Source organism: Campylobacterota bacterium (genome assembly GCA_040752835.1).
Lineage (GTDB): Bacteria > Campylobacterota > Campylobacteria > Campylobacterales > Sulfurimonadaceae > Sulfuricurvum.
In genome coordinates this window covers 110935-134322 of the sequence record JBFMGG010000003.1, presented here as the reverse complement: position 1 = coordinate 134322, position 23388 = coordinate 110935, and the positions used below count along the sequence as shown (strand labels likewise).

The 23388-nt window shown below is 55.7% G+C and carries 20 protein-coding genes; 12 read left to right on the top strand and 8 right to left on the bottom strand.

The genetic code is table 11. The annotated features are described in order from the left end of the window. On the bottom strand, window positions 1-2049 hold the full coding sequence (locus AB1763_00900) for a UvrD-helicase domain-containing protein (protein MEW5831381.1): 2049 nt from the start codon (window positions 2047-2049) through the stop codon (window positions 1-3). Between the two features lie 162 nt (window positions 2050-2211). Between AB1763_00900 and AB1763_00895 the strand changes: the two genes are divergently transcribed. Beyond that, the gene (locus AB1763_00895; protein MEW5831380.1) at window positions 2212-3111 is read left to right on the top strand and encodes a LysR family transcriptional regulator; all 900 of its coding nucleotides are present in this window, start codon (window positions 2212-2214) and stop codon (window positions 3109-3111) included. 89 nt (window positions 3112-3200) lie between these two features. On the opposite strand, the gene AB1763_00890 is transcribed toward AB1763_00895, so the two are convergent. The 5 genes from AB1763_00890 to AB1763_00870 form a co-directional block, all read right to left on the bottom strand. Beyond that, window positions 3201-3662: a hypothetical protein gene (locus tag AB1763_00890; protein MEW5831379.1), complete on the bottom strand. Its 462-nt coding sequence runs from the start codon at window positions 3660-3662 to the stop codon at window positions 3201-3203. Window positions 3663-3680: 18 nt separating this feature from the next. After that, window positions 3681-4250 carry an aminotransferase class IV gene (locus AB1763_00885; GenBank protein MEW5831378.1) on the bottom strand — a complete coding sequence of 190 codons (570 nt, stop codon included), beginning with the start codon at window positions 4248-4250 and terminating at the stop codon, window positions 3681-3683. A 3-nt stretch (window positions 4251-4253) separates the two neighbouring features. Beyond that, a complete protein-coding gene (gene cysK, locus AB1763_00880; GenBank protein ID MEW5831377.1) occupies window positions 4254-5177 on the bottom strand; it encodes a cysteine synthase A in 924 nt (307 codons plus the stop codon). Window positions 5178-5267: 90 nt separating this feature from the next. Next, window positions 5268-5963 (bottom strand): response regulator transcription factor, encoded by a 696-nt coding sequence (locus AB1763_00875; GenBank protein MEW5831376.1) that lies wholly within the window; start codon window positions 5961-5963, stop codon window positions 5268-5270. Then, window positions 5960-6985 (bottom strand): ATP-binding protein, encoded by a 1026-nt coding sequence (locus AB1763_00870; GenBank protein MEW5831375.1) that lies wholly within the window; start codon window positions 6983-6985, stop codon window positions 5960-5962. The genes AB1763_00875 and AB1763_00870 overlap by 4 nt, the downstream gene beginning before the upstream one ends. Before the next feature lie 139 nt (window positions 6986-7124). Here AB1763_00870 and AB1763_00865 point away from each other — a divergent pair, with 139 nt between their 5' ends. Continuing rightward, window positions 7125-8582 (top strand): acetyl-CoA carboxylase biotin carboxylase subunit, encoded by a 1458-nt coding sequence (locus AB1763_00865; protein MEW5831374.1) that lies wholly within the window; start codon window positions 7125-7127, stop codon window positions 8580-8582. An 85-nt stretch (window positions 8583-8667) separates the two neighbouring features. On the opposite strand, the gene AB1763_00860 is transcribed toward AB1763_00865, so the two are convergent. Next, a complete protein-coding gene (locus tag AB1763_00860) occupies window positions 8668-9885 on the bottom strand; it encodes an apolipoprotein N-acyltransferase (protein MEW5831373.1) in 1218 nt (405 codons plus the stop codon). Window positions 9886-9953: 68 nt separating this feature from the next. Here AB1763_00860 and yajC point away from each other — a divergent pair, with 68 nt between their 5' ends. Genes yajC through rlmC form a run of 10 tightly spaced genes read left to right on the top strand, consistent with a single transcriptional unit; the run spans window position 9954 to window position 22869 of the window. Next, on the top strand, window positions 9954-10220 hold the full coding sequence (yajC, locus tag AB1763_00855) for a preprotein translocase subunit YajC (GenBank protein ID MEW5831372.1): 267 nt from the start codon (window positions 9954-9956) through the stop codon (window positions 10218-10220). Continuing rightward, on the top strand, window positions 10210-11781 hold the full coding sequence (secD, locus tag AB1763_00850; GenBank protein ID MEW5831371.1) for a protein translocase subunit SecD: 1572 nt from the start codon (window positions 10210-10212) through the stop codon (window positions 11779-11781). The genes yajC and secD overlap by 11 nt, the downstream gene beginning before the upstream one ends. Next, window positions 11781-12752: a protein translocase subunit SecF gene (gene secF / locus AB1763_00845; protein MEW5831370.1), complete on the top strand. Its 972-nt coding sequence runs from the start codon at window positions 11781-11783 to the stop codon at window positions 12750-12752. The genes secD and secF overlap by 1 nt, the downstream gene beginning before the upstream one ends. 14 nt (window positions 12753-12766) lie before the next feature. Continuing rightward, the gene (locus AB1763_00840) at window positions 12767-13108 is read left to right on the top strand and encodes a DUF6394 family protein (protein MEW5831369.1); all 342 of its coding nucleotides are present in this window, start codon (window positions 12767-12769) and stop codon (window positions 13106-13108) included. Window positions 13109-13120: 12 nt separating this feature from the next. Continuing rightward, on the top strand, window positions 13121-15568 hold the full coding sequence (gene leuS, locus AB1763_00835) for a leucine--tRNA ligase (GenBank protein MEW5831368.1): 2448 nt from the start codon (window positions 13121-13123) through the stop codon (window positions 15566-15568). A gap of 3 nt (window positions 15569-15571) precedes the next feature. Then, the gene (gene lptE / locus AB1763_00830; GenBank protein MEW5831367.1) at window positions 15572-16090 is read left to right on the top strand and encodes an LPS assembly lipoprotein LptE; all 519 of its coding nucleotides are present in this window, start codon (window positions 15572-15574) and stop codon (window positions 16088-16090) included. Further along, window positions 16087-17622, top strand: coding sequence for a diguanylate cyclase (locus tag AB1763_00825; protein ID MEW5831366.1), 1536 nt, complete (start codon window positions 16087-16089; stop codon window positions 17620-17622). The genes lptE and AB1763_00825 overlap by 4 nt, the downstream gene beginning before the upstream one ends. Next, a complete protein-coding gene (locus AB1763_00820) occupies window positions 17619-18767 on the top strand; it encodes a Mur ligase family protein (GenBank protein ID MEW5831365.1) in 1149 nt (382 codons plus the stop codon). Before AB1763_00825 ends, AB1763_00820 begins: the two co-directional genes overlap by 4 nt. After that, entirely contained in the window at window positions 18767-21754 is a 2988-nt protein-coding gene (gene mfd / locus AB1763_00815) for a transcription-repair coupling factor (protein MEW5831364.1), read from the top strand. The genes AB1763_00820 and mfd overlap by 1 nt, the downstream gene beginning before the upstream one ends. Beyond that, window positions 21754-22869: a 23S rRNA (uracil(747)-C(5))-methyltransferase RlmC gene (gene rlmC / locus AB1763_00810; GenBank protein ID MEW5831363.1), complete on the top strand. Its 1116-nt coding sequence runs from the start codon at window positions 21754-21756 to the stop codon at window positions 22867-22869. Before mfd ends, rlmC begins: the two co-directional genes overlap by 1 nt. On the opposite strand, the gene AB1763_00805 is transcribed toward rlmC, so the two are convergent. Beyond that, entirely contained in the window at window positions 22836-23366 is a 531-nt protein-coding gene (locus AB1763_00805) for a M48 family metallopeptidase (protein ID MEW5831362.1), read from the bottom strand. The two genes, rlmC and AB1763_00805, sit on opposite strands and share 34 nt — an antisense overlap. Between the last annotated feature and the right edge of the window lie 22 nt (window positions 23367-23388).

Here is a 23388-nt window from a genome sequence, read left to right as displayed (position 1 = left end):
TCAGAGCTTCTCCACGAACGAAGCGAGGATTTCGCGTTTGTTTCCGCCAAAGTTGATGAGCAGCTTGAATTCCCGTCCCGATTTGCTCACCCCTTCGACCCGTCCGGCACCGAAGATTTTGTGACGGACGAGATCCCCTTTTTTGTAGGAGGTGTTTTTTTCGAGGATGAGGGAGCCTTCGCACAGGCCCGCTTCGTTAATGAAACGGCTGCGCTGCAGCTCGGTTCGGCGGCCTTTGTAAAAACGGCTGTTGACGCTCGAGAGGGTCAGCGCGCTTTTGGCGCGGGTGAGGGCGACGTAGCCCAGCCGCCGTTCCTCTTCAAGGTCGCTGCCGTCTCCGATGAGGGGAAGGAATCCCTCTTCGAGGCCGATGACGAAGAGATGCTCGAACTCCAGCCCCTTGGAGGCGTGGATGCTCATGATGTAGATGCTCTCTCCCTCCACCTGATCCTGTTCGCTTTGCAGGGTAATGTCGTTGAGAAATTCCGACAGGCTGGCTTCGGGATTTTGTTTGACGTAATCGCGGAAAAGACCGTAAAACTCGTCGACGTTGGAGACTTTGTCGGCTTCGTCGGGGAGCCCCTTGAGAGTTTCTTTGATCTTGAAACGTTCTTCAAGCAGATCGATGAAACGGTAGATCGCTTCGTCGGCCACCCTGCGCAATTCGGTAATCTCGGCAACGAAATCGCGCAGTTCCTGCGCGCTTTTTTTCCGTACGAGGGCTTCAAGCTGATCATCGGGAAGGGTGGCGATGAATTCGAACATCGATTTGCCCGCTTCCATCGCGGAGAGCTCGATCTTGTCGATCGTCGCTTTGCCCAGGCCGCGCTTGGGTTTGTTGATGATCCGTTTCAGCGAAAAGTTGTCGTGGACGTTCGTGACGACGCGCAGGTAGCTGATGAGGTCTTTGATCTCGGCGCGGTCGTAGAAGCGCAGGCCGCCGACGAGCTTGTAGGCGATTCCGGCCCGGTTAAGCCCCTCTTCGAGCGAACGGCTCAGCGCGTTGATCCGGTAGAGTACGGCGATTTCGCTGGGGCGTGCCCCCTCCTCGATCAGTTTTTTGATCGCCTTGGCGATTTTCTGGGACTCTTCGCTCTCATCCCCAGAGGTGATGGTTTGCACCTCATCGCCGCCGCTTTTGGTCGCGATGAGGGTTTTTCCCAGACGGGAACGGTTGTGTTCGATCAGGGCGTTGGCGACGGTGAGAATCGGCTGCGTCGAACGGTAGTTGTGTTCCAGTTTGATGACCGTCGCGTTTTCGAAATCCTGGTCGAATTCGAGGATGTTGCGCACATGGGCGCCGCGCCAGCCGTAGATGCTCTGGTCGTCGTCGCCCACGACGCACAGGTTGTTGTGGGTCGTACAGAGCTTCTGGAGAATGCGCAGCTGCAGTTCGTTGGTATCCTGGTATTCGTCGATCATGATGTAGCGGTACTTTTCCGACGTCTGGCGGCAGAGTTCGGGATGCTCGTCGAGAAGCCGATAGGTCAGGCACAGCAGGTCGTCGAAATCGACGAGATTGTTTTCGAGGAGGTAGGCTTCGTACTCCTCGTAGATTTTGGCGATGTGTTTGTAATTGGTCAGCTCGGCCTGTGCGTAGGCTTCGGCCGGATCGATGAGGGAGTTTTTATAGCGGGAGATTTCACTGGCGATCAGCGCGGTGGGGAGGTCGGCGTTGATTTTTTTGATGATTTTTTTCTTGTCGTCGGTATCGATCACGACGAAGTTGTTGGCCCGTCCAAGCAGGTGGATGTGGAATTTCAAAAACAGGAGGCCGAATTTGTGGAACGTACACAGCAGGGGAGGATAGGAATTCTGGGTGATGAGGTTCATCGCCCTCTCGCGCATCTCTTTGGCCGCTTTGTTGGTAAAGGTGAGAGTCAGCGTGTTGGCCGCAGGGATGCCTACGCAATCGAGCAGGTAGGCCAGACGGGAGGTGATCGTTTTGGTTTTGCCGCTTCCGGCCCCCGCTAAAATCAGCAGCGGACCGTCAATCTGCTCGACCGCTTGGCGTTGCGCTTCGTTGAGATCCGAGAAAATTTTCTCCATGCCGAGGGTTACCCTTGTGTTTAAGTTATTTTAATTATAGCCCAAAATTCCTACTATTTGACTTTTGAATGACTGGGAGGGGAATATGGGACAAAACCCCTTGCAATAGTTATAATAATGGGTTATAATACTGCTATTCATTCAACTTATGGGAATTATTACATGTTAAAAGATTTTGCAAAACTCATGACTTTCCTGACCGTGGTACGGGAAAAAAGTTTTTCAAAAGCATCGGCCAAACTGGGGATTTCGCAGCCTGCTGTCACGCAGCAGATCAAGTTCATCGAAGATTACCTCGATACCCGGATCGTCGAACGGAAAAAGAACGGCATCAAGCTCACCAAAGAGGGAGAAGACCTCTACCGGATCGCCATCAAACTCGAAAAAGCGATTCAGACCTCCGAAAAAGAGGTACTCAAAATCATCAACAAAGAGTTTACGTTCGTGGTGGGAGCATCGTATGCGATCGGTAACTACGTCCTCCCTTCCTACCTTGGACAGCTCAAAGAGAAGATCAACAACGAAGTCCATATCCGCGTCGGCTTTTCGAACGAGATCATCGAGCAGCTTCTGGATAAAAAGATCGATATCGCCCTGATCGAATCTCCCGTCTTCCGCGACGGGTTGATCTACCGCGAATGGGAAGAGGACGAACTGGTCATTTTCTCGAACCAGCCGATTCCCAAACAGCTGCGCAAAGAAGACATGTACAAGTTCGACTGGATCTGCCGCGACGAAAATTCACATACCCGCAAACTGACTTCCGAAGTCTTCGAAGAGATCGGTGTGGAGTGTTCGAGTTTCAGTGTCATCGGCGTCGTCGCCAGCTCGACCGCGATCAAAGAGACGATCATGCGCTCGCCCAAAGATACTCCGCGTCCGGTCGTTTCGGTGATTTCCCGTCACGTGATCGCCGATGAGGTCGAAGCGGGCAAGCTGTTCGAAGCCCGGATCAAAAACTACAAGATCAAGCGCAAATTCTACATTGCCTACAGCAAAGAGCGTAAGCACGACGCGTTTATCGACAACGTCGTTACGTATCTCCTGGGATTAAAACTGTAACGCTGCGAAAACTTCCGCGTTTTGCCCCTGCGGGAAGTACGCGGGCGGTAAAACGCACTTCATCCTCTGCACAATAACGCGTTTAAAGACTATTTTTTCTTGATGAATCTCTGATTTTCGGGGTTGGAGAGAAACGCGCTCATCGAGTTTTGGATCCCTTCGCTTTTCTCGATTTCGGGAAGAGGCTGCTGCTCGTAGGGGAGGGACAGGTTGACAAACGCCGGAGTATCGTCGATGATGATCTGCACGATCGAGAGAAGCGGGACGGTGACGAAACTGCCGACGTTTTCATGGCCGAACCCGGCTTCGAAAATCAGGGCGTCGTTATCGATCCGCGCGCTTTCAAACGTGTAACCCGCCAGAAAAAACAGCGTCATGGCGCGAAATTCTTCGCTGATGTGTTTGGGAAGCGGCGGATCGAACGTGATGTGTTCGATTTTGCACAAGATCCCGAAATTCTGCTCGTTTTCGAAAAGGTAAATGAGCATGTCCCGTACATGGGTCTCCATGAGACGGGCGAACGATGGGCTTTTGATGATGTCGAACAGCATGACTACGGACCTGTTTTTTTAGGCAATTATACCATTTTCCACTTCAACGAACCCCATCATCGCGTTCATAAGGGCGATTTTATCTGCCTTTGCGATGTCCTCAACGTTCAATTCGGCGGGAATGAGAAAGCCCTGCTCAATCAGGCGCGCACGGGTTGTCCCCTCCAGAAGAGGTTGTGCCGGGGTGAACCATTTTCCCCCGATGAAGAGCGCTATGTTGGCGATTGTCGTATCCCGAAGGAGCCCTTTTTGGGCGATCAGGATGTCATCGCACTCTTTGCGTTCTTCGAAAAGCTTGTCCAGAGAGCTCCGTTCGGCGTATTTGAAAGGATATTCGAGGGTATCGGCATGAATGAGTCTTAGCGATCGGAACGTACGCAGGGCGTATGGATGAAACTCTATCGAAGCGGAGGCGGCATCGTACAGAAAACGGCACCGGTACACACGCTCATCCGGAGGCGAAATCAGAGCCGAAAGATCGTAGGAAGCTTCGATCCCGAGGCTTTTCAGGGTCGTATCGAGCCGATGCTGATGGTAGGGAAGATGCAGTGCGCCCCCCCCTTCGCACCGTATCGTCTCCAACAGCACGTCTTATGCCTCGAAAAGAGGGGTGGAGAGATAGCGTTCGGCGGTATCGCACAAGACCGTCACGATCGTTTTGCCCCGGTTTTCGGGGCGTGCGGCGACAAGCGATGCGGCATGGACGTTCGCCCCCGCCGAGATCCCTACCAAAAGCCCCTCGTTCCGTGCCAGCGCTTTTGACGCGGCGATCGCGTCTTCGTTGCTGACGCGGATCACTTCACCGTAGAGGGAGGTGTTGAGCACTTCGGGGACAAATCCCGCTCCGATCCCCTGAATTTTGTGGGGTCCGGGGCGTCCTCCCGAGAGGACGGGGGAATCTTGGGGCTCGACCGCGATGATCTGCAGGTTGGGGAGGTGTTCGCGCAGCGCTTCGCCCGTTCCCGTCAGCGTCCCGCCGGTGCCGACCGCCGCGACGAAAATATCGATTTTTCCCTCAGTGTCGCGCAAGATCTCCTGAGCCGTCGTGATACGGTGAATCGCCGGGTTGGCGGGGTTGGCGAACTGTTGTAAAATGATCGCGTTCCCCGTTTCGGCGACGAGGCGGTCGGCTTCGTCGATCGCCCCTTTCATCCCCTGCGCCGCCGGGGTGAGGACAAGGTTTGCACCCAGCGCGCGCAGGAGGTTCCGCCGTTCGATCGACATCGACTCGGGCATGGTCAGGGTGAGTTTGAGTCCCAGCGCCGCGCAGATCGACGCGAGCGCAATCCCCGTGTTGCCGCTGGTGGGTTCGATGATGAGGGTGTCGGCATCGATTTTGCCCGCTTCCATGGCTGTTTTGATCATGTTGTAGCCGATACGGTCTTTGACCGAGCTGGTCGGGTTCATAAATTCGCATTTGCCGAGCACGCTCGCCCCCTCGGGCGAGGAGAGGCTGTTGAGACGTACGAGCGGCGTATTGCCGATGAGTTCAGTGATATTGGCGGCGATGTTCATGATCGTATAACCCCGTTTTTTTGCCTATTATAATCATAAAAATCCTGAAATCCAAAGTATCCTTAGTAATTTAATTCGGATGGTGTGGAATCAGGCGGAGGCGCAGATGAAACGGTAACCGATTCCCAGTTCGGTCTGAATGTACGCCGGAGCGGTCGTATCGGTTTCTATTTTTTTTCTCAGCGCGTTCACATAGGTCCGCAGGTATTGCATTTCGTGCTGATATCCGACCCCCCAGACTTCTTTGAGAATTTTCGTGTGGGGAAGCACTTCATTGGGGTGCAGCATGAAATATTTGAGGAGACTGAATTCGGTGCGGGTGAGTTTGAGCGCCACACCCGCTTTTGAAACGGTGAACTGTTCGAGATCGATGACGATCTCGTTGCAGGTCAGGATGTTGCCTGATTTGTGCAGGCCCAAAAAGCGGCGCTGGGTGGAACGGACCCGGGCGAGGAGCTCGTGGGTGGAAAAAGGCTTGATCACGTAATCGTCCGCCCCGGCGTCGAGAGAAGCGATGATCTCTTTTTCGTCACTGCGGGCGGAGACCACGATAATGGGGACAAGAAGGTGTTTACGGATGAGGGAAATGAGTTCTTTGCCGTCTCCGTCGGGAAGGCCGAGATCCAAAAGTATCAGTTCCGGACTGCGGGTTTGCAATTCGCGCAATGCGGTATGCCTGTCTTTTGCCAGGAGTGTTTTGTAGCCGTTCTGACGGAGGGAGTCGGAAAGCAGACGGCTGATGGCGTCGTCGTCTTCGATGATGAGTACAAGGGGCTGGTGATTCATGCAACCTCCGCTTCGAAAGGTTCGGGGTGGCGCAGTATCGGCAACGTCACTTCAAAACTGACGCCGTTAGGAGTGTTATAGGCCCGGATACGCCCCTGATGGGCCAAGGCAATGTCCCGACATATCGAAAGGCCGATTCCGCTTCCCGAAATATCGGCACTGTTGCCCGCACGGTAAAACTTATCGAACAGGTGATGGAGATGTTCTTCGTTGATGGGGGGACATTCGTTGGAAAAAGCGATGTAAAACGCCCGGGAAGTCGCTTTGATGTCGATCGCAATCGGTTTGTCTTCGTCGGAATATTTGAGCGCGTTGTCCATCAGGTTGACGAAGAGCCGGACCAAAAGCCCCGCATCGCCGTAAAAAAGGGGCAGATCGGCGTCGAAACGGCACCGGAGCCGCTCGAACCATGCGTCTTTGCGGAATTCGCGGACTGCAATGGCAACCAGATCTTCCATGTCGCACCACTCTTTTTTGAGCGGTGAACGGGAATGCTGCAGCCGGGCACTGTCGAGAAGATTGCTGATAAGGCGGTTCATCCGACGGCTGGACTCGATGATCTGCGAGAGGGCTTTGTAGCGAACCGCCGGGTCGGTGGTGTGGGTTTCGACAAGAAAAGTCGCGTTTCCCATAATCGAAGCGAGAGGGGTTTTCAAATCATGTGAAAGGGTATCGAGAAGGATCTCCTTGATACTGTTGATATGGATCCGTCTGGCCTGTACCGTGATAATGTAACCTACGGCATAAAAGATGGCGAAGCTCCAGAGATAGATGAAGTCGTGGACGACGAAACTAAGCGTCGGCGGAATGTAGAGTGCCAGGAGCGCGACCGAAAGAGTTGTAACGGCGATCGTCGCTGCCATGCTGCCGCGGAGTGCGATGACAATGACGGGGAGAAGATGGATCAGGACAATATTGATCATCTCCAATTGTTCGGTAAAGATTCTTGACACTGCGGTGATAACGGCGAAAAGGACGATGACGACCAGATAGTGCCGGTACGGGTAGAGTAGGTTCATCATAAAGTCACTTTGGCGGAATGGTAACGTCATTGTATATCCGATTGTTGAAAATGGGGTAAAGCGACGGTATTTTTTGATGCATTTTTGATGTACTTTGCCTTACCATGTCACGTCCAAAATTTTTAACCGGGAGTATTCCGTGAGTACCAAAAAAATCAACAAGATCCTGATCGCCAACCGCGGTGAAATCGCTCTTCGCATTATCCGTGCGTGTAAGGAACTGGGGATCAAAAGCGTTGTCGTCTTTTCCGAGTCCGACCTCAACGGCGTATGGGTTCGCAAAGCGGACGAATGTTACCCGATTCTCGGAGACCCGGTCGCCGCCTATCTCGATTACGAGCGGATCATTTCGCTGGCCAAGAAAGCCGAATGCGATGCGATTCATCCCGGTTACGGTTTTCTTTCCGAAAGTGCCGAGTTCGCCCAGGCGTGTATTGACAACGGGATCGTTTTCATCGGTCCGAAACCCGAGCACGTAGCCCTGTTCGGGGACAAAATGGCGTCCAAAGTCGCGATGCGCGAAGTGGGGGTCCCGATGCTCCCGGGTACGGATGAACCGATCGACAACATCAACGATGCGGAAAAAATCGCAGCCGACATCGGATTCCCGGTCATTATCAAAGCGGCATTCGGCGGCGGCGGACGCGGGATGCGTATCGTCGAAAAAGCTTCCGATTTCAAAGAGATGTACGAATCGGCGACCAAGGAAGCGCAGCGCTTTTTCGGACGCGGCGAAGTGTTCATCGAAAAGTATCTCAAAAATCCCCGCCATATCGAGATCCAGATCGTGGCCGACAAATACGGCAACGTCGTTCATCTGGGAGAGCGGGACTGCTCGATTCAGCGCCGTCACCAGAAAGTGATCGAAATCGCCCCTTCTCCGCGTTTGAGCGAGAAAGTGCGCCGCGAGCTCTACCGCGTCTCCACCAAGGCGATGTTCAAGCTGGGGTATGAGAGCGTCGGGACGATCGAATATCTCGTCGATGCCGAAGACAATTTCTATTTCATCGAGATGAATACCCGGATTCAGGTCGAACACCCGGTCACCGAGGCGATCTCCGGGATCGACCTGATTCAGCGGATGATCCAGATCGCCGAGGGCGATCCACTCAAATTCTTGCAAGAAGAGATCAAGTTCCGCGGCTACGCGATTGAATTCCGGATCAACGCGGAGAACCCGAAACACAATTTCGTCCCCTCACCCGGACTGATTACGAACTACCTTTCTCCGGGGGGACCGGGGGTTCGTCTCGATTCGATGGCGTACACCAATTATCAGATCCCCGCCAATTACGATTCGATGATCGGAAAACTGATTGTCTCGGGACTGACGTGGGAAGACACGGTGCGCAAAGCGCAGCGTGCGCTGGATGAATTTTTGATCGAAGGGGTACCGACCAACATCCCGCTGCATCGTCAGATCGTTCGGGACCAGGATTTCGTCGAGGGAAAACTCGACACGGGGTATCTCGATACGAAACTAAGCACCTTCAACCTCGAAGCGATCCACAACATGGACGACGAAGAGGCGAAGATGAAACAGATCCAGGGAATCATCAACGTCATCAAAGCCAACAATCTCAACGTCCGCCACTAAACCACTGACCCCGGTTCCCTTACAGGGGCGGCAGGGGGATTTGCCCCTGCCGCTTTACAAGGGTTTACCCGGAAAGCATGTTCTATCAGTAAACTATCCCGCTTCCCCCGCCGTTCGCCGCATGAAAGACCACCGTCGTATTTTTACGGGCGTAAAAACGGATCAGCAGATTCTGAAGCGTCGGTTCGATCGAAGGTTTGAACCAGCCGTTGTTGCTGATGCCGATGAGATAGCGTGTTTCGGGGGTATAGAGTTCCTCTCGGGTCGCTTCGTAGCAGATCGCGCTGCGGAAACGGACCCCTTTGAGGGTAAAATCGCTCGGTTTGTCGGCGGTGACGAAATCGCTTCCTCCCCCGAAAATTTCCCGGTTGACCCATTCGCGCAGGAATCCCGGAAGAGGGATGTATTCGCCGAAGGGGACGAGGATCGTTTTCTTCGCAACCCGTACCGTACCCTGATCGAAGAAATAGGCGACGTTGTAATTGAGGCCGTCTTCTTCGTGCAGGGTCCCCGTTAAAATGGCGATACGGCGGGAACGCTCCCGCAGCATTTCGATCAGTTCGGCCTGGTGGTTGAGATAGAGGGGAAAAGCCGATTCGGGCAAGACGACGAGATCGTATCCTTGCGCGATCGCTTCGTCGATGGCGTCGAAGTTTTCCTGTACCGTCGTGTAGAGGCGTTCGTTCTGCCATTTGAAGTCCTGCGGGATGTCGGTAGAGACGAGTTTGATTTTCAGCTCCGGCAACGGGGGACGCGGATAGTTCCACTGAAGCGCGGGGAGGATCAGCAAAAGGGGGAGGGCTTTTCGCGCGTTTGCGAAATACCGCGTCGCGGCGAGGGCTGCAAGGACGAGGGCGAACTGCCATTTGTGAATGCCGACGTAGCTCTCCACGAAGATCAGTTCGGGCTGCATCCAGTTGAAATCCATCGGCCAGACGAACGTGAGGCCGAAAAGGAGTGCCGCGCGAACGAAAGGGTGGGAGCTCAGCCCCAGAATACCGAAAAAGAGGAGATAGACGATCCCAAAACCCAGCGCGACGAGCTCACGCGCCCATCCCAGCCCGTAATACTGGAAGCTAAACCCGATCCAGTAACACCATGCCAGGCCGATGAAAAAGCCTGCCGCGGGGAGGCTCCGGCGCGGAGCGTGAAGCATTCCGTACAGTGCGGCCAGCCCCGCGAGGGTATTGATGAACCTGGACGTAAGGCCGAAGTGTTCGAAGTAGATGAAGGCGCTGAACGACACGGCGATCGCAAGCGGAAGGTATAAGAGCTCGACAGAGGCGGGGGATCGTAATTTCATGGGAGAATTATAGCGCTGTTAATGTCTTTTGAGTATAATGCGCTAATTTTCATTAATGAAGGAACCGCATGGAATTTCTCGTTCAAATCCTCCCGTTTGTATTTCTGATCGCCATTATGTACTTTGTGATCATTCGTCCCCAGAACCAGCAGGCCAAACGCCATAAAGAGATGGTCGAATCGCTTGAAAAAGGGGATAAAGTCGTTACCAGCGGCGGGTTGATCGTCGAAATCAAAAAAGTCGAAGAGAACTTTTTTGCCGTCAAATTCAACAATGAGACCGAAGGGCGCCTCGTCAAAGACGCGGTAGCCAGAAAGTACGAGGATGAAGCTTAATTACCGCGTCATCATTCTGATCGTCGCCACCGTTTTCGGATTAATCTACTCCGTTCCCTCTTTCACGCAAAGCGAGGAGGGGAAAAAGATCACCTTGGGGCTTGACCTGCAGGGCGGATTGCACATGCTTTTGGGGGTCAAAACCGAAGAAGCGGTCAATTCGCAGCTCAAATCGATCGCGTCCGGGCTGAAACATTTCGGCGAGCGAAACGATATTCTCCTCGACGGGATTGCCGTTTCGGAGGGGAAAGTCGTATTCGAACTGCTTGACGCGGATGACGCGGCGACGGTCAAAGAACATCTCAAAAGCGTAGAAGGGGCATCGGTCAGTGCATCCGGCGAACGCTACGCGGTTACCCTCGCCCCCGAAGCGGTTGAAAAACTGAAACAGCAGGCGGTTGAGCAGGCGATCGAAACCATCCGAAACCGGCTTGACCAGTTCGGACTTGCCGAACCTACGGTCGCGCGACAGGGGGTCGATAAAATCCTCGTCGAGCTTCCGGGGATCAAAACCCCTGAAGAGGAACAGCGGGCGCGCGAGCTGATTTCGCGTGCCGCCAAACTCGAACTCATGGCCGTGGACGAAGACCGCGCGATGCGCGTCGGCGACATGAGCGACGCCGAGGCGGCGAGTTACGGCGACCAAATCCTCGAAGACGCGATCCAGCCGGGCACCAAGCACCTCGTCAACGAAATCCCCATTCTGGACGGTTCGATGCTGACCGATGCTCAGGTAGGGTACGACCAGAACAACCGCCCCGTCATCAATTTTACCCTCAATTCCGAAGGGGCGCAGATTTTCGGCGACTTTACCGGCAAGAGCGTCGGGAAACGTCTCGCAATCGTTCTGGACGGCAAAGTCTATTCGGCTCCGGTCATCAACGAACGGATCGGGGGCGGAAGCGGCCAGATCAGCGGGAACTATACGACCGCCGAAGCGAATGACCTGGCGATCGCCCTGCGCTCGGGAGCCCTTTTGGCACCCATTTACATGATGGAAAAACGCTCCGTCGGTCCGAGCCTCGGAGCCGACAGTATTCAGGCAAGCATGATCGCATTGATATCGGGATTCGGCGCCGTCGTCATATTCATGATGGTGTACTACGGTATTGCCGGGGTTATCGCCAACATCGCGCTGGTTGTCAATATCCTCCTGATCGTCGCGGTTATGGCGATGTTCGGGGCGACGCTGACGTTGCCGGGGATGGCCGGAATCGTCCTCACCGTGGGGATGGCGGTCGACTCGAACGTCATCATCAACGAACGGATACGGGAAATTCTCGCCGAGGGCTCATCGGTCAAGCGGGCGATTGAAGTCGGATATCAAAACGCTATGCGCGCGATCACCGATTCGAACATTACGACGCTGATCGCGGCGGTTGTCCTCTACGTATACGGGACCGGGGCGATCAAAGGGTTCGCCATTACGATCAGTATCGGAATTCTCGCCTCCATGTTGACGGCGATTCTCGGGACCCACGGTATTTACCTGATGATTCAGGATCGGATCGCCAAATCGAACAACTACGCGTTGTGGTTCGGCGTGAAACGGAGAAAATAATGGAAGTATTTCGTTACACCAGACCGATAGGACTGATGGGCAAATCGAAATGGGCGATCGGGCTTTCCGCATTGCTTGTGATCGCATCGATTTTTACGATCGTTACAAAAGGGCTCAATTTCGGGATCGATTTTGCCGGAGGAACGATCATCCAGGTGAAATACGACGGAGCGGCTCCGATCGATACGATGCGCCAGAAACTCTCGGGCAACCCGATGTACGAAGGTGCATCGATCAACGAGTTCGGTTCACCCGATGAGGTGGTGATCCGGTTGAAAAACACTTCCGAGAGCATGACGAAAGACATCGGGGACGTGACGCGTGAGCAGCTGGAGGGAACCGGAAAGTTCGAAATTCGTCGGGTTGATATTGTCGGGGCCAAAGTCGGCGGCGAGCTGCGTGAGAAGGGGATCATGGCCCTTGCTTTGGCGGTTGCCGGTATTTTGATCTACGTCGCGGTCCGTTTCGAATGGCGCTTCGCGGTCGCATCGGTATTGGCTTTGGCGCATGACCTTACAATCGCCGTCGGCGCGATCTCCTTGCTGCAGCTGGAGGTCAATCTCGACGTCATTGCCGCATTGTTGACGATTCTGGGGTATTCGATCAACGATACGATTATCGTTTTTGACCGCATACGTGAAGAGATTCCCGACGGGGCGGCGAAAACGCTGCATGAGATCATTGACGATTCGGTTACCCGTACCATGTCCCGGACAACCCTGACGTCTTTGACGGTACTGATGGTTCTGGTGACTCTTTTCCTTTTCGGAGGAGAGATCATCAACACATTCGCGACTACGTTGCTCGTAGGGGTTGTAGTGGGGACGTACAGTTCGATTTTCGTCGCTTCCCCGCTGCTGGGAATTTTAGGTTTCGACATCAAGCGTTATCGGGCGAAACTGTCCGAAAAGGCGGCCCGCGAGGCGGAAAAAGAGAAAATGCGCGCGCAATTCGAGCAGGGCGTAGTCTAAATAAGGAGTGAACGATGGATTGGGGTAAAGTAGTATACGTTTTTTTCACGCTGATGAGTTTGACGTCGACGGCGGCGTTTTTGTACGATCATACGTCGATGATGCTGTTCGTGGCGGCGAGCCTGAACATCATTTCGACGATTCTCAAGCTCGGTGTCCGCAACCTGTTGGCCGCCGAACTGCTCGCCGGATCGCTCGTGGCCGATTTGCACCTGATCCCCGCGTTCATCTACATGGAGGTCGTCGGCAGCATCCAGTGGGCCGTCGCACTGGCCATCGGCGCACTGATCGCCAACCTTTTTTCGATTATCATGGTCTTTATCGAGAGTGCCAAATCCAAAGAGAATTACGAATAACAGGAGCCTTTTTTGAATTATTCCCCCGCAGAGATTGAAGCCAAATGGCAGCGCTTCTGGAGCGAAACCAAAGCCTACGAACCTTCAAACGATTTTTCCAAACCGAAAAAATACGTCCTCAGCATGTTTCCCTACCCTTCGGGGCGGATCCACATGGGGCACGTGCGCAACTACACCATCGGTGACGCATTTGCGCGCTACTACCGCCAGCAGGGGTTCAACGTCCTCCATCCGATCGGCTGGGACAGTTTCGGGATGCCGGCGGAGAACGCCGCGATCAAACACGGTGTCCATCCCAAAAAATGGACCTATGAAAACATCGCGACGATGCGCGGAGAGCTTGCCGGGCTTGGACTGTCGTTTTCCGAGGAACGTGAGTTCGCCACTTCCAACCCGGAATACACGGCGTTCGAGCAGGCCTTTATCATCGATATGTTTGAAAAGGGGCTTTTGTACCGGAAACAGGGATTTTTGAACTGGTGTCCGCATGACCAGACGGTTCTGGCCAACGAACAGGTCGTGGAGGGGGGATGCTGGCGCTGCGGCACTCCGATCGAGCAAAAAGAGATGTACCAGTACTATCTCAAAATCAGCGATTACGCCGAAGAGCTCCTGGAATCGCTGAAAACCCTCGAGGGGAAATGGCCCAAGCAGGTGTTGACGATGCAGGAGAACTGGATCGGCAAATCGTACGGGCTGGAGTTTAGATTCAGGCTCGACGAGGCAAGCGAAGCGAAGCTTGGGGCCGTGTATGACGGGTTCGAAGTCTTTACGACCCGTCCCGACACGATCTACGGTGTCAGCTACGCGGCACTCGCCCCCGAACACGAAATCGTTCGCCACATGCTCTCGTTCGGACTGCTGGATGAGACGAGCGCGGAAGCGATCCGCGCCATGCAACGCGTCGGTGCGCGCGAACGCGCCACACAGCCCAAAGCGGGGGTGGCGCTGGGAATCGACGTGATCCATCCGCTGACGGGCGCGAAAGTCCCCGTATGGGTCGCCAACTTCGTTTTGACCGATTACGGCTCGGGTGCGGTCATGGCGGTTCCCGCGCACGATGAGCGCGATTACGAATTCGCCTCCAAATACAACCTTCCGCTCAACCCGGTCATCTTTCCCGCCGAGGGTGAACTCCCCAGCGGCTGTGCCTACACCGAAACGGGGCTCTTGAGAGAGAGCGGAGAATTCAGCGGCATGGACAACGTCAGTGCGAAAGCCGCGATCATGGACTATTTCGAGGCCAATAAACTGGGCAAAAAAGTGGTCAATTTCCGTCTCAAAGACTGGGGGATCAGTCGTCAGCGCTACTGGGGCGCTCCGATTCCCCTCATCCACTGCGAGAGTTGCGGCATCGTACCGGAGAAAAAAGAGAACCTTCCCGTCGCACTTCCCGAAGACGTGGAGATCACCGGCGAGGGGAACCCGCTGGACCATCACCCGACGTGGAAACACTGCGCCTGCCCAAAATGCGGCAAGGCGGCAGTACGGGAGACCGATACGATGGATACCTTTATCCAGTCGTCGTGGTATTTCCTCCGTTATACGGTCAAAAACGATTACAAAGAGGCGTTTGACCCCGAGGCGCTTGCGTACTGGATGAACGTCGACCACTACATCGGGGGGATCGAGCACGCGATTTTGCACCTGCTCTATGCGCGGTTCTTTACGAAAATGCTTCGCGATCTGGGATACGTCCGTTCGGACGAGCCTTTCGACCACCTCCTTACCCAGGGGATGGTCCTCAAAGACGGGGCCAAGATGTCCAAATCCAAAGGGAACACCGTCGATCCTGGGGAACTCGTCGCCAAATACGGAGCCGATACGGCACGCCTTTTCATCCTGTTCGCCGCACCGCCGACGCAGGAACTCGAATGGAACGACAGCGCGGTAGAAGGGGCATTCCGTTTCCTCAAGCGTTTCGCCGACCGGAGCCAAAAGGTGACCCCGACCCAAACGATCCCGGCGATCGATCACGCGGCACTCTCCAAAGAGGAGAAAGCGGCGCGCAAAAAAGTGTACGAAGCGCTCAAACGCGCCCAGGACGTCTATACCGAACGCCACACCTTCAACACCCTCATCGCCGGGGTAATGGAAGCGATGAACGCGCTGAACGAGCAGAACAACGCCGACGTCTGGAGCGAAGGGTACTGGATCCTGAGCTCCATTATGGAGCCGATCGTTCCGCACCTGTGCTGGGAACTCTCCCGGACGCTCTTCGGAGGTAAAAATTTCGGCCCCCAAAAAGTGCTCGACGAGGTATTTGAAGTCGATCACATCGCCCTGGGGGTTTCGGTTAACGGCAAAAACCGTGCAACGATCGAAGTGGGAGTGGGTGATTCGAACGAAGCAATCCTTGCCGCAGCGAAAGCGGCGGTGGAAAAATGGCTCGAAGGCAAAGAGATCCTCAAAGAGATCGTCGTTCCCGGCAAGCTTGTCAATCTGGTTATCAAGGGATAAATGATGAAAAAAACGGTCGCATCGGTCGTGTTGAGCCTTGCATTGGCCGGATGCGGCTATGCCCCGGCAGCGCATTATGCCAAAAACGTCGTCGGGGAGAGCGTCAGCACCGAAGTGATCATTTCGATGGAAGACCCGCAGAATACGGTCATCATCAAAGACGCCGTGGACAAAGCGGTCATCACCAAATTCCGAACCGCGCTGCGCCCCAAGCACAGTGCTAAAACCCACCTCACCATCTCCATCGGCGGCGTCGGGTTCTCGCCCCTGCAATACGACACGAACGGCTACATCATTACGTACCGCGCGACGGTGACAATGAACATATCCCGCGTTACGGAAAGCAAAACGGCTTCGTACGCAACGACCGGTGTATACGACTTTGCCATCGAACCCAATGCGATCATTACCGACCAGGCCCGTTTCGAAGCGATTTCGCAAGGGGCCGAAAAAGCGATCGACGCATTTATCGCCAAGCTCGCCGCCGAGGGGGCGAAACCGCCGAAAGAGGAGTCGCGATGACCATACATCAGATCGTCCGCAATACGGTAGAGCGGCTTAAAAACGAGGGAAAAACCTGGACGCCGGACGTCTACGCCGAAGTTTTCTGCGCGGAGGCGAAAAAAGCGGGCGTTGCGGTCGAAGACTGCGGCGGTGTGGAGCGATACACCGCATTGCTGGACAAGAAGACGGCCGAAGAGATCAAACTTTACCGGGTCAAAACGACCGCCGAACTGATCCGTTTCCTGATTTCGAAAATGAGCCGTCTCAATCCCACCGAAGCGTCCGCGCTCGTGGAGATGCTCAGTTCGCTGGCCAAACAGATGGCCAAAAGCGTCGAGCTGCTGCACAACGCCGAAGCCTCCGCGCTGGCGCGAAAAACCGTCGCCGTTCTCGACGAACGGGGCGGGGCGACCCAGATCGACCTGCTCAAACAGGCGTGGAGCAATTTTCTCTCGATCTACGACGATACCTATCTGATGAAGCTTGCCGAATTCGGACCCGTCGATACGGCGAATCTGCGCCGGACGATCGAGGGGCTCCGTTTTGCGCGGGCGAAAGAGGGGGGTACGGGCGACTATGCGAGCGCCGCGCAGCTCGTCGTCGCGTCACTGGTCCCCTCAATCGCTCCCAAAATGGACGATGCGACCCTCAAGCTCTCCCAAAAACTCAAAAATTCGCCCCAATACCTCGCCTCGTCGGAGTGTGAAAAAGAGATCAAAACGGCCATCGCGATGCGGATCGCCCTGGACAAACGGAGCGTCGAGGAGATGGTCCATACGCTTGACCGTCTGTTGGGGAAACTCTCCGCACAGCTGATCGAGCTGATCGAGCGGAGCGAAAACTCCACTGCCGAGATCCGCGACGTCAAACGCGATCTTGAAGCACTCGAAGCGGACAAACCCGCCGATTTCAAAACGGCTCATAAACGGCTCTACACGATTGCCACGGCGCTGGAGGAAAAAGTCGAAGTGCTCGGCAAGGACCTCAAGATCCACAACGACAAAGTGGAGCGGATGGGCAAAAAAATCGCCGTGCTGGAAGCCGAACTGGCCGAAGCGCAGCAGGCATCGCGGGAGGATTTTCTCACCAAGCTGTTCAACAAACGGGCGGTGAGCGAATTTTTAAGCCTTAAAGAGGCGGAATACGAACGCCACGACCGAAGTTACAGCATCGCCATGCTCGATCTGGACCATTTCAAGCAGATCAACGACACCTACGGCCATGAAGCGGGGGATGCGGTGCTCATCGCGTTTGCCAAAATCCTCAAGGAAGAGGCGCGCGGAACCGACACCGTCGGGCGCTACGGCGGCGAGGAGTTTATCGCGATTCTGGATACCGACATCGCGGGGGCGAAAATTTTCGGCGAAAAGATCCGTTCCCACGTCGAGCAGGCCCATTTTATGTACCAGAATCATCGTATCGACGTCAGCGTCAGCATCGGCGTGGCCGAGCGAAGCGAATTTGACAGCGAAAAAGCGCTCCTCAAAGGGGCCGATGCCCGGCTCTACGATGCCAAACACAAAGGGCGAAACCGCGTCGAGCCCGCATGAACCTAGACGAATTCCTCTCCGCCAAACCTCTGTTTTACGACGTCATCGATTACGAGCGCTTTCCGCGCGCGTACGCCATGATCGCCGATTGCCTCCCCAAACCCGCCATCGTCCACATCGTGGGGACGAACGGAAAAGGGAGCACGGGGCGTTTTCTCGCCGAAGCGCTCCGCCGCAGCGGAAAACGGACCGGACACTACACGTCGCCGCACATCCTCCGGTTCAACGAGCGCATCTGGATCGGGGGCGAAGAGATTGGCGACGCGGCGCTCGAAGCGGTCCACCGCCGACTTATGAAGCTCCTTCCCGCGGGCGTTTCCGAGTCGTTGAGCTATTTCGAATACACGACGCTGCTCTCTATGCTGGCGTTTGAGGGGTGTGACTGGGTCGTTCTCGAAGCGGGACTTGGGGGGGAACACGACGCGACGAACGTCTTTGAGAAAGCGTTGAGCGTTTTTACCCCGATCGATCTGGACCATGCCGCCTTTTTGGGGACGACGATCGAAGCGGTCGCGCAGACCAAACTGCGCAGCATGACCCGCCTCGCGCTGCTGGGATGGCAAAAACATTCCGAAGTCGAGACGATCGCGCGAAAGATCGCGCACGACAAGGGGACGAGGCTCTATACCCTTGGGGAACGGGTGACTCCGGCGATGGAGGAGAACGCATGGCATATTGCCACGAAAAACGGCCTCAGCGACTATCTGCGCGATAATCTGCTCCTCTCTATGGCCGCATTCGAACTGCTGGGATTCGAGGCGCACGCCGAGCTCTTCGATCAGCACGCGTTGTTCGGGAGGCTGAGCAAAATTTCCCACAACGTCACTCTCGACGTCGGCCACAACCCGCTTGCCGCCCGTGAAATCGTGCGGGCTTACGCCGGGAAAAAGGTAAACCTTGTCTACAACACCTACCGCGACAAGGATTACCGCGAGATCCTGCGGATTCTGAGGCCGATCGTCGAACGTGTCGAGATTATCGACGTAAACGAACCCCGGATCGCGGAGCGCAGCGACCTCGAATCGGCGCTGGGTGAACTGCAGATCCCCTTCGTTCCTTTCGAGCGGACGGATGAGGAAAAAGAGTATCTGGTCTTCGGCTCGTTCAGCGTGGCCGAGACGTTTTTGAAAAGGATGAACCCCTGATGGCACAGGCACGACTGTACGAGTATCTCAAAACCGATCCCAAAAAACGCCCCGACATTCTCCTGTGCGAAGATGCCAAAGAAGCGGGGGAACTTGCCGACGTCTGCGCGTTCCTCGGGATCGAGACGGCGGTGCTCCCCGATTTCCGCGCCGCCTATATGGACGACCTCCGCCCCTTTGGCGAAGAACTTTTCGCCCTTTTTTCCGCGCTGCGCGCCTATTATGCCGCCTCGCGCAAACCACTGGTAATTTCGCCGCTCAAGACCCTTCTTTTTCCCGTCCCCAAAGAGGAGCTGCTGCAAAGTTTCGAGATCGAATTCGCTTCCCGGCTCGACCTGGGCGCGCTCAAAGAGAAACTGCTGCACTGGGGATACACCTTCGTCGACATGGTCGAAATGGAAGGGGAGGTGTCGCATCGCGGCGACATCCTCGATATCTACGTTCCGGGGAGTGAAAATCCCTGCCGTATCAGCCTTTTTGACGACGAGGTGGAAGAGATCCGGTTTTTCGATGTCGAGACCCAGCGCACGTACAAAGAAGAGGTCGCCCAGATTCGTGTGACCAGTACCTTTTTCTCGCTGGATGCCCAGCAGTACAAACGGTTTACCCGTGAGGTGGAGAACGCAATCAGCGACAGTTTCGTCAAGGACATCGCTTCGCTGGGCTACTGGGTGCTTGGGGACGCGGGATACGACCTGTGCGAAGGGAAAAAGGTTCTCCGCATCCGCGAGATGAAAAGCGTCATCGACGAGGCGTACGGTCTCAATCAGCCCGTTCTTGCGCGGGAACGTTTTGAGGTAGAGGTGATCCCCGAAGCAAGCCGTTACGCGCCGCTCGTCGCCCCCTCCCTCGACACGCTCCGCAGCGTCCACAAAAACAAAAAATTCATTCTGATCGCCGCAAGCGACACCCAGCTCAAAGCGGCGGGGATATTCGATACCAAGGGGATCGAATTACGCACTTCGGGGCTGGTACTCAACCTGATCGGCCCCGATGAGGTGATCGTGTCGCTCAACCGCCGCGAGAAGAAACGGCGCCGTCGCCGTACCTCGATTCTGCTCGACGACCTCAAAGTGGGCGACTACGTCGTCCACGAAGAGTACGGGGTGGGGATCTTCGAGGGGATCGAGCAGGCCGAAATCCTCGGCGGCGTGAAAGACCTCGTCGTCATCAAGTACATGGGGGACGACAAACTGCTCCTCCCCGTCGAAAACCTCGATGCGATCGACCGCTACATCGCCTCGGGCTCGCTTCCCGTCCTCGACCGTCTGGGGAAAGGGAGCTTCGGTAAACTCAAAGAGACGGTCAAGGCGCGGTTGTTCGAGATCGCTTCGGAGATCGTGGGGATCGCCGCGAGCCGAGCCCTGGTCAAGGCCCCGGCCATCGAATGCGATGCGGGGGAACTCAAACGTTTTCAGGCCCACGCGGGATTCGATTATACTCCCGACCAGAAAAGCGCCGTCGACGCGATCGTCGCCGACCTCTCCTCGGGCAAGATCATGGACCGGCTGCTTAGCGGGGACGTCGGATTCGGGAAAACGGAGGTGGCGATGAACGCGATTTTCGCCGCCGTGCGGGGAGGCTACCAGACGCTTCTCGTCGTTCCGACAACGCTGCTCTCCTCGCAGCATTACCGCTCGCTCAAAGAGCGTCTGGGTGAGTTCGGGATACGGGTCGGCAAACTCGACCGCTTCGTGAGCACCAAGGAGAAAAACGCGATTCTGCGCGCATTGGGGAGCGGCGAGATCGACTGCGTCGTCGGAACCCACGCCCTGCTGGGGGTCAGCTGCGCCAAGCTGGGGCTCGTCATCATCGACGAGGAGCACAAATTCGGAGTGAAGCAAAAAGAGAAGCTCAAAACTCTCTACGAGAACGTCCATCTCCTCAGCATGAGCGCCACCCCGATCCCGCGCAGTCTTAACCAGGCGCTCAGCTCGATCAAGACCCTCTCCGAACTTCTCACCCCGCCGAGCGAGCGGCTGGGGGTGCGGACCTTTGTGAAAAACTACGACGAGAAGCTTATCAAGGAAGTGATCCTGCGCGAGCTTCGCCGCGGCGGACAGGTATTTTACGTCCACAACTCGATCGATTCGATGGTGATCAAGGCGGGAGAACTCAAAGCGATCCTCCCCGATCTGAGGATCCTGATCCTCCATTCGAAAGTCGGGGCCGCCGAGACCGAGGAGGAGATCGCCAAATTTGCCGCAAAAGAGTACGACGTGCTGCTGGCGACCTCGATCATCGAATCGGGGATCCACATGCCCACCGTCAACACGATGATCATCGACGGGGCCGACCGTTTCGGAATGGCCGATCTCCACCAGCTGCGCGGGCGCGTGGGACGGGGACACATCGAGGGGTATGCCTATTTCATCGTCGATGACAAGGAGAGCCTCACCGAAGAGGCGAAAAAACGGCTTGTGGCGCTCGAATCGAACTCGTTTCTGGGGAGCGGATCGATGCTGGCCTACCACGACCTCGAAATCCGCGGCGGGGGGAACCTCGTGGGCGATGCCCAGAGCGGCCATATCAAAAACATCGGCTATTCGCTCTATCTGAGAATGCTCGAAGATGCGATCAAACTCCTCACCAACCAGACGACCGAGACCCGCGCCAAAGTGGACATCAAACTCACCGTCAGCGCCTTCATCAGCGACGAGGTGGTCCACGAAGACCGCCTTCGCCTCGAACTTTACCGCCGTCTCAGCCACTGCGAGGAGATGGCCGAAGTGTACGACATCCTCGAAGAGGTCGAAGACCGTTTCGGCAAGGCCGATACCCCGACGCGCCAGTTTTTCGATATCATGGTGATCAAACTGCTGTGCATCGAGAAAAAGGTGAAAATGGTCAGCAATTACAACCAGAACATCACGATCGAATACCAAAACGGCTCGAAAGAGACGCTTCAAAGCCCGAGCAAGGACGACGACGACCTGATCGCCGCAGTCCTCAAATACCTCCGTACCGCGAAGCCGAAGGTGCTCTGATGAGTTTTTGTTCGTATTTCGATACCTATCAGTGCCGCTCGTGCGGTTGGATCGACTATTTTTACGCCGAACAGGTGAAACAAAAAGAGGCGCACCTGCACGAGCTCCTCTCCCCCTACGCCCCCGCGCACTGGCTCAAACCCGTTCCCAGCCCGCTCAAAGGGTTCCGCAACAAGGCCAAAATGGTTGCGATACCGACCCTTGAGGGGGTTGTGCTGGGGCTGGACGAAGAATCCAGCCTGATCGAGTGCCCCCTGTACGACGCGTCGATGCAGAGGGTGTTGCACGTTGTGCAGGAGTGGCTGCGCGAGCTGGGGATCAAAGGATACGATCTCAAAAAGAAAAAAGGGGAGCTCAAATACGTTCTCCTCACCCGCAGTACGCAGGGGGGGATGCTTCTGCGTTTCGTGCTCCGTTCGCACGGAATCATCCCCCGGCTGCAGGGAGAGCTGGGGACGCTGATGCAACGCGCCCCCGAGCTCAAAGTCGTCACCGCCAACATCCAAAGCATCCACATGGCGATCCTGGAGGGTGAGGAAGAGATCTTCCTCACCGAAGCGCAGCGTCTGGAGGAGCGTTTTAACGGCGTCCCCCTTTTTATCCGCCCCAAAAGCTTTTTCCAGACCAACCCCGCCGTCGCCGAAAAACTCTACCGCACCGCCGCGGACTGGACGCTGGAGAACAAACCCTCCCGCGTCTGGGACCTTTTTTGCGGCGTCGGGGGATTCGCCCTCCACTGCGCGGGCGAGGGGAGAGAGATCACGGGGATCGAGATCGAGAGCGAAGCGATCGCATGCGCCCGCGAATCGGCACAGATGATGGGACACTCAGGACTGCGGTTCGAGAGCCTCGACGCCGCGACGTTCAGCGCCACTGCGGGAGAACATCCCGATACGGTCATCGTCAACCCTCCCCGCCGGGGATTGGGGGAGCATCTGTGCAAATGGCTTTCCAAAATCGCGCCGGATCGGATCATCTATTCCAGCTGTAACGCGCTCTCACTCGCCAAGGATCTCGAACAGCTCAACGGCTACCGCGCGCAGAGGGTACAGATGTTCGACATGTTTCCTCACACCCCCCATTACGAGGTTTTGGTCGAATTGTCGCGGGTGTAAAGTTCCCCGAAAAGATCCAGATAGGTCAGATAGAGCCGCACGTCGAATTCGAGCTGATGATAGTGCGGGAGGATGTGACAGCAGAGTTTGTAAAACGCTTTGTTGTGCTCTTTCTCTTTGAGATGGGCGAGCTCGTGGGCGACGATCATCCGTAAAAACGGCTCGGGGGCCGTGCGGAAGAGGCTGGCGATACGGATCTCGTTTTTGGCCTTGAGCTTTCCCCCCTGAACCCGGGAAACGAACGTATGGGTTCCCAGGGCCGAGGTGAGATCGCGCATTTTCGCATCGTAATGGACTTTGGCAATCGGCGGGGCATTACGCAGATGGGCGTTTTTGAGTTCGGTGACGTAGCCGTAAAGCGCCTTGTCGGTCGTGTAGGGGTGAAGCTCGGGGTATTTGTCCCGAAGATGTTCCCCCAGCGCGTTGCGCTCGATGAGATCGCGCACCCGCGCACGGAGTTCTTCGGGATAGTGGGCGAGGTACTTTAGCGATTGCATGGGGGGATTATAGTATAGTTTT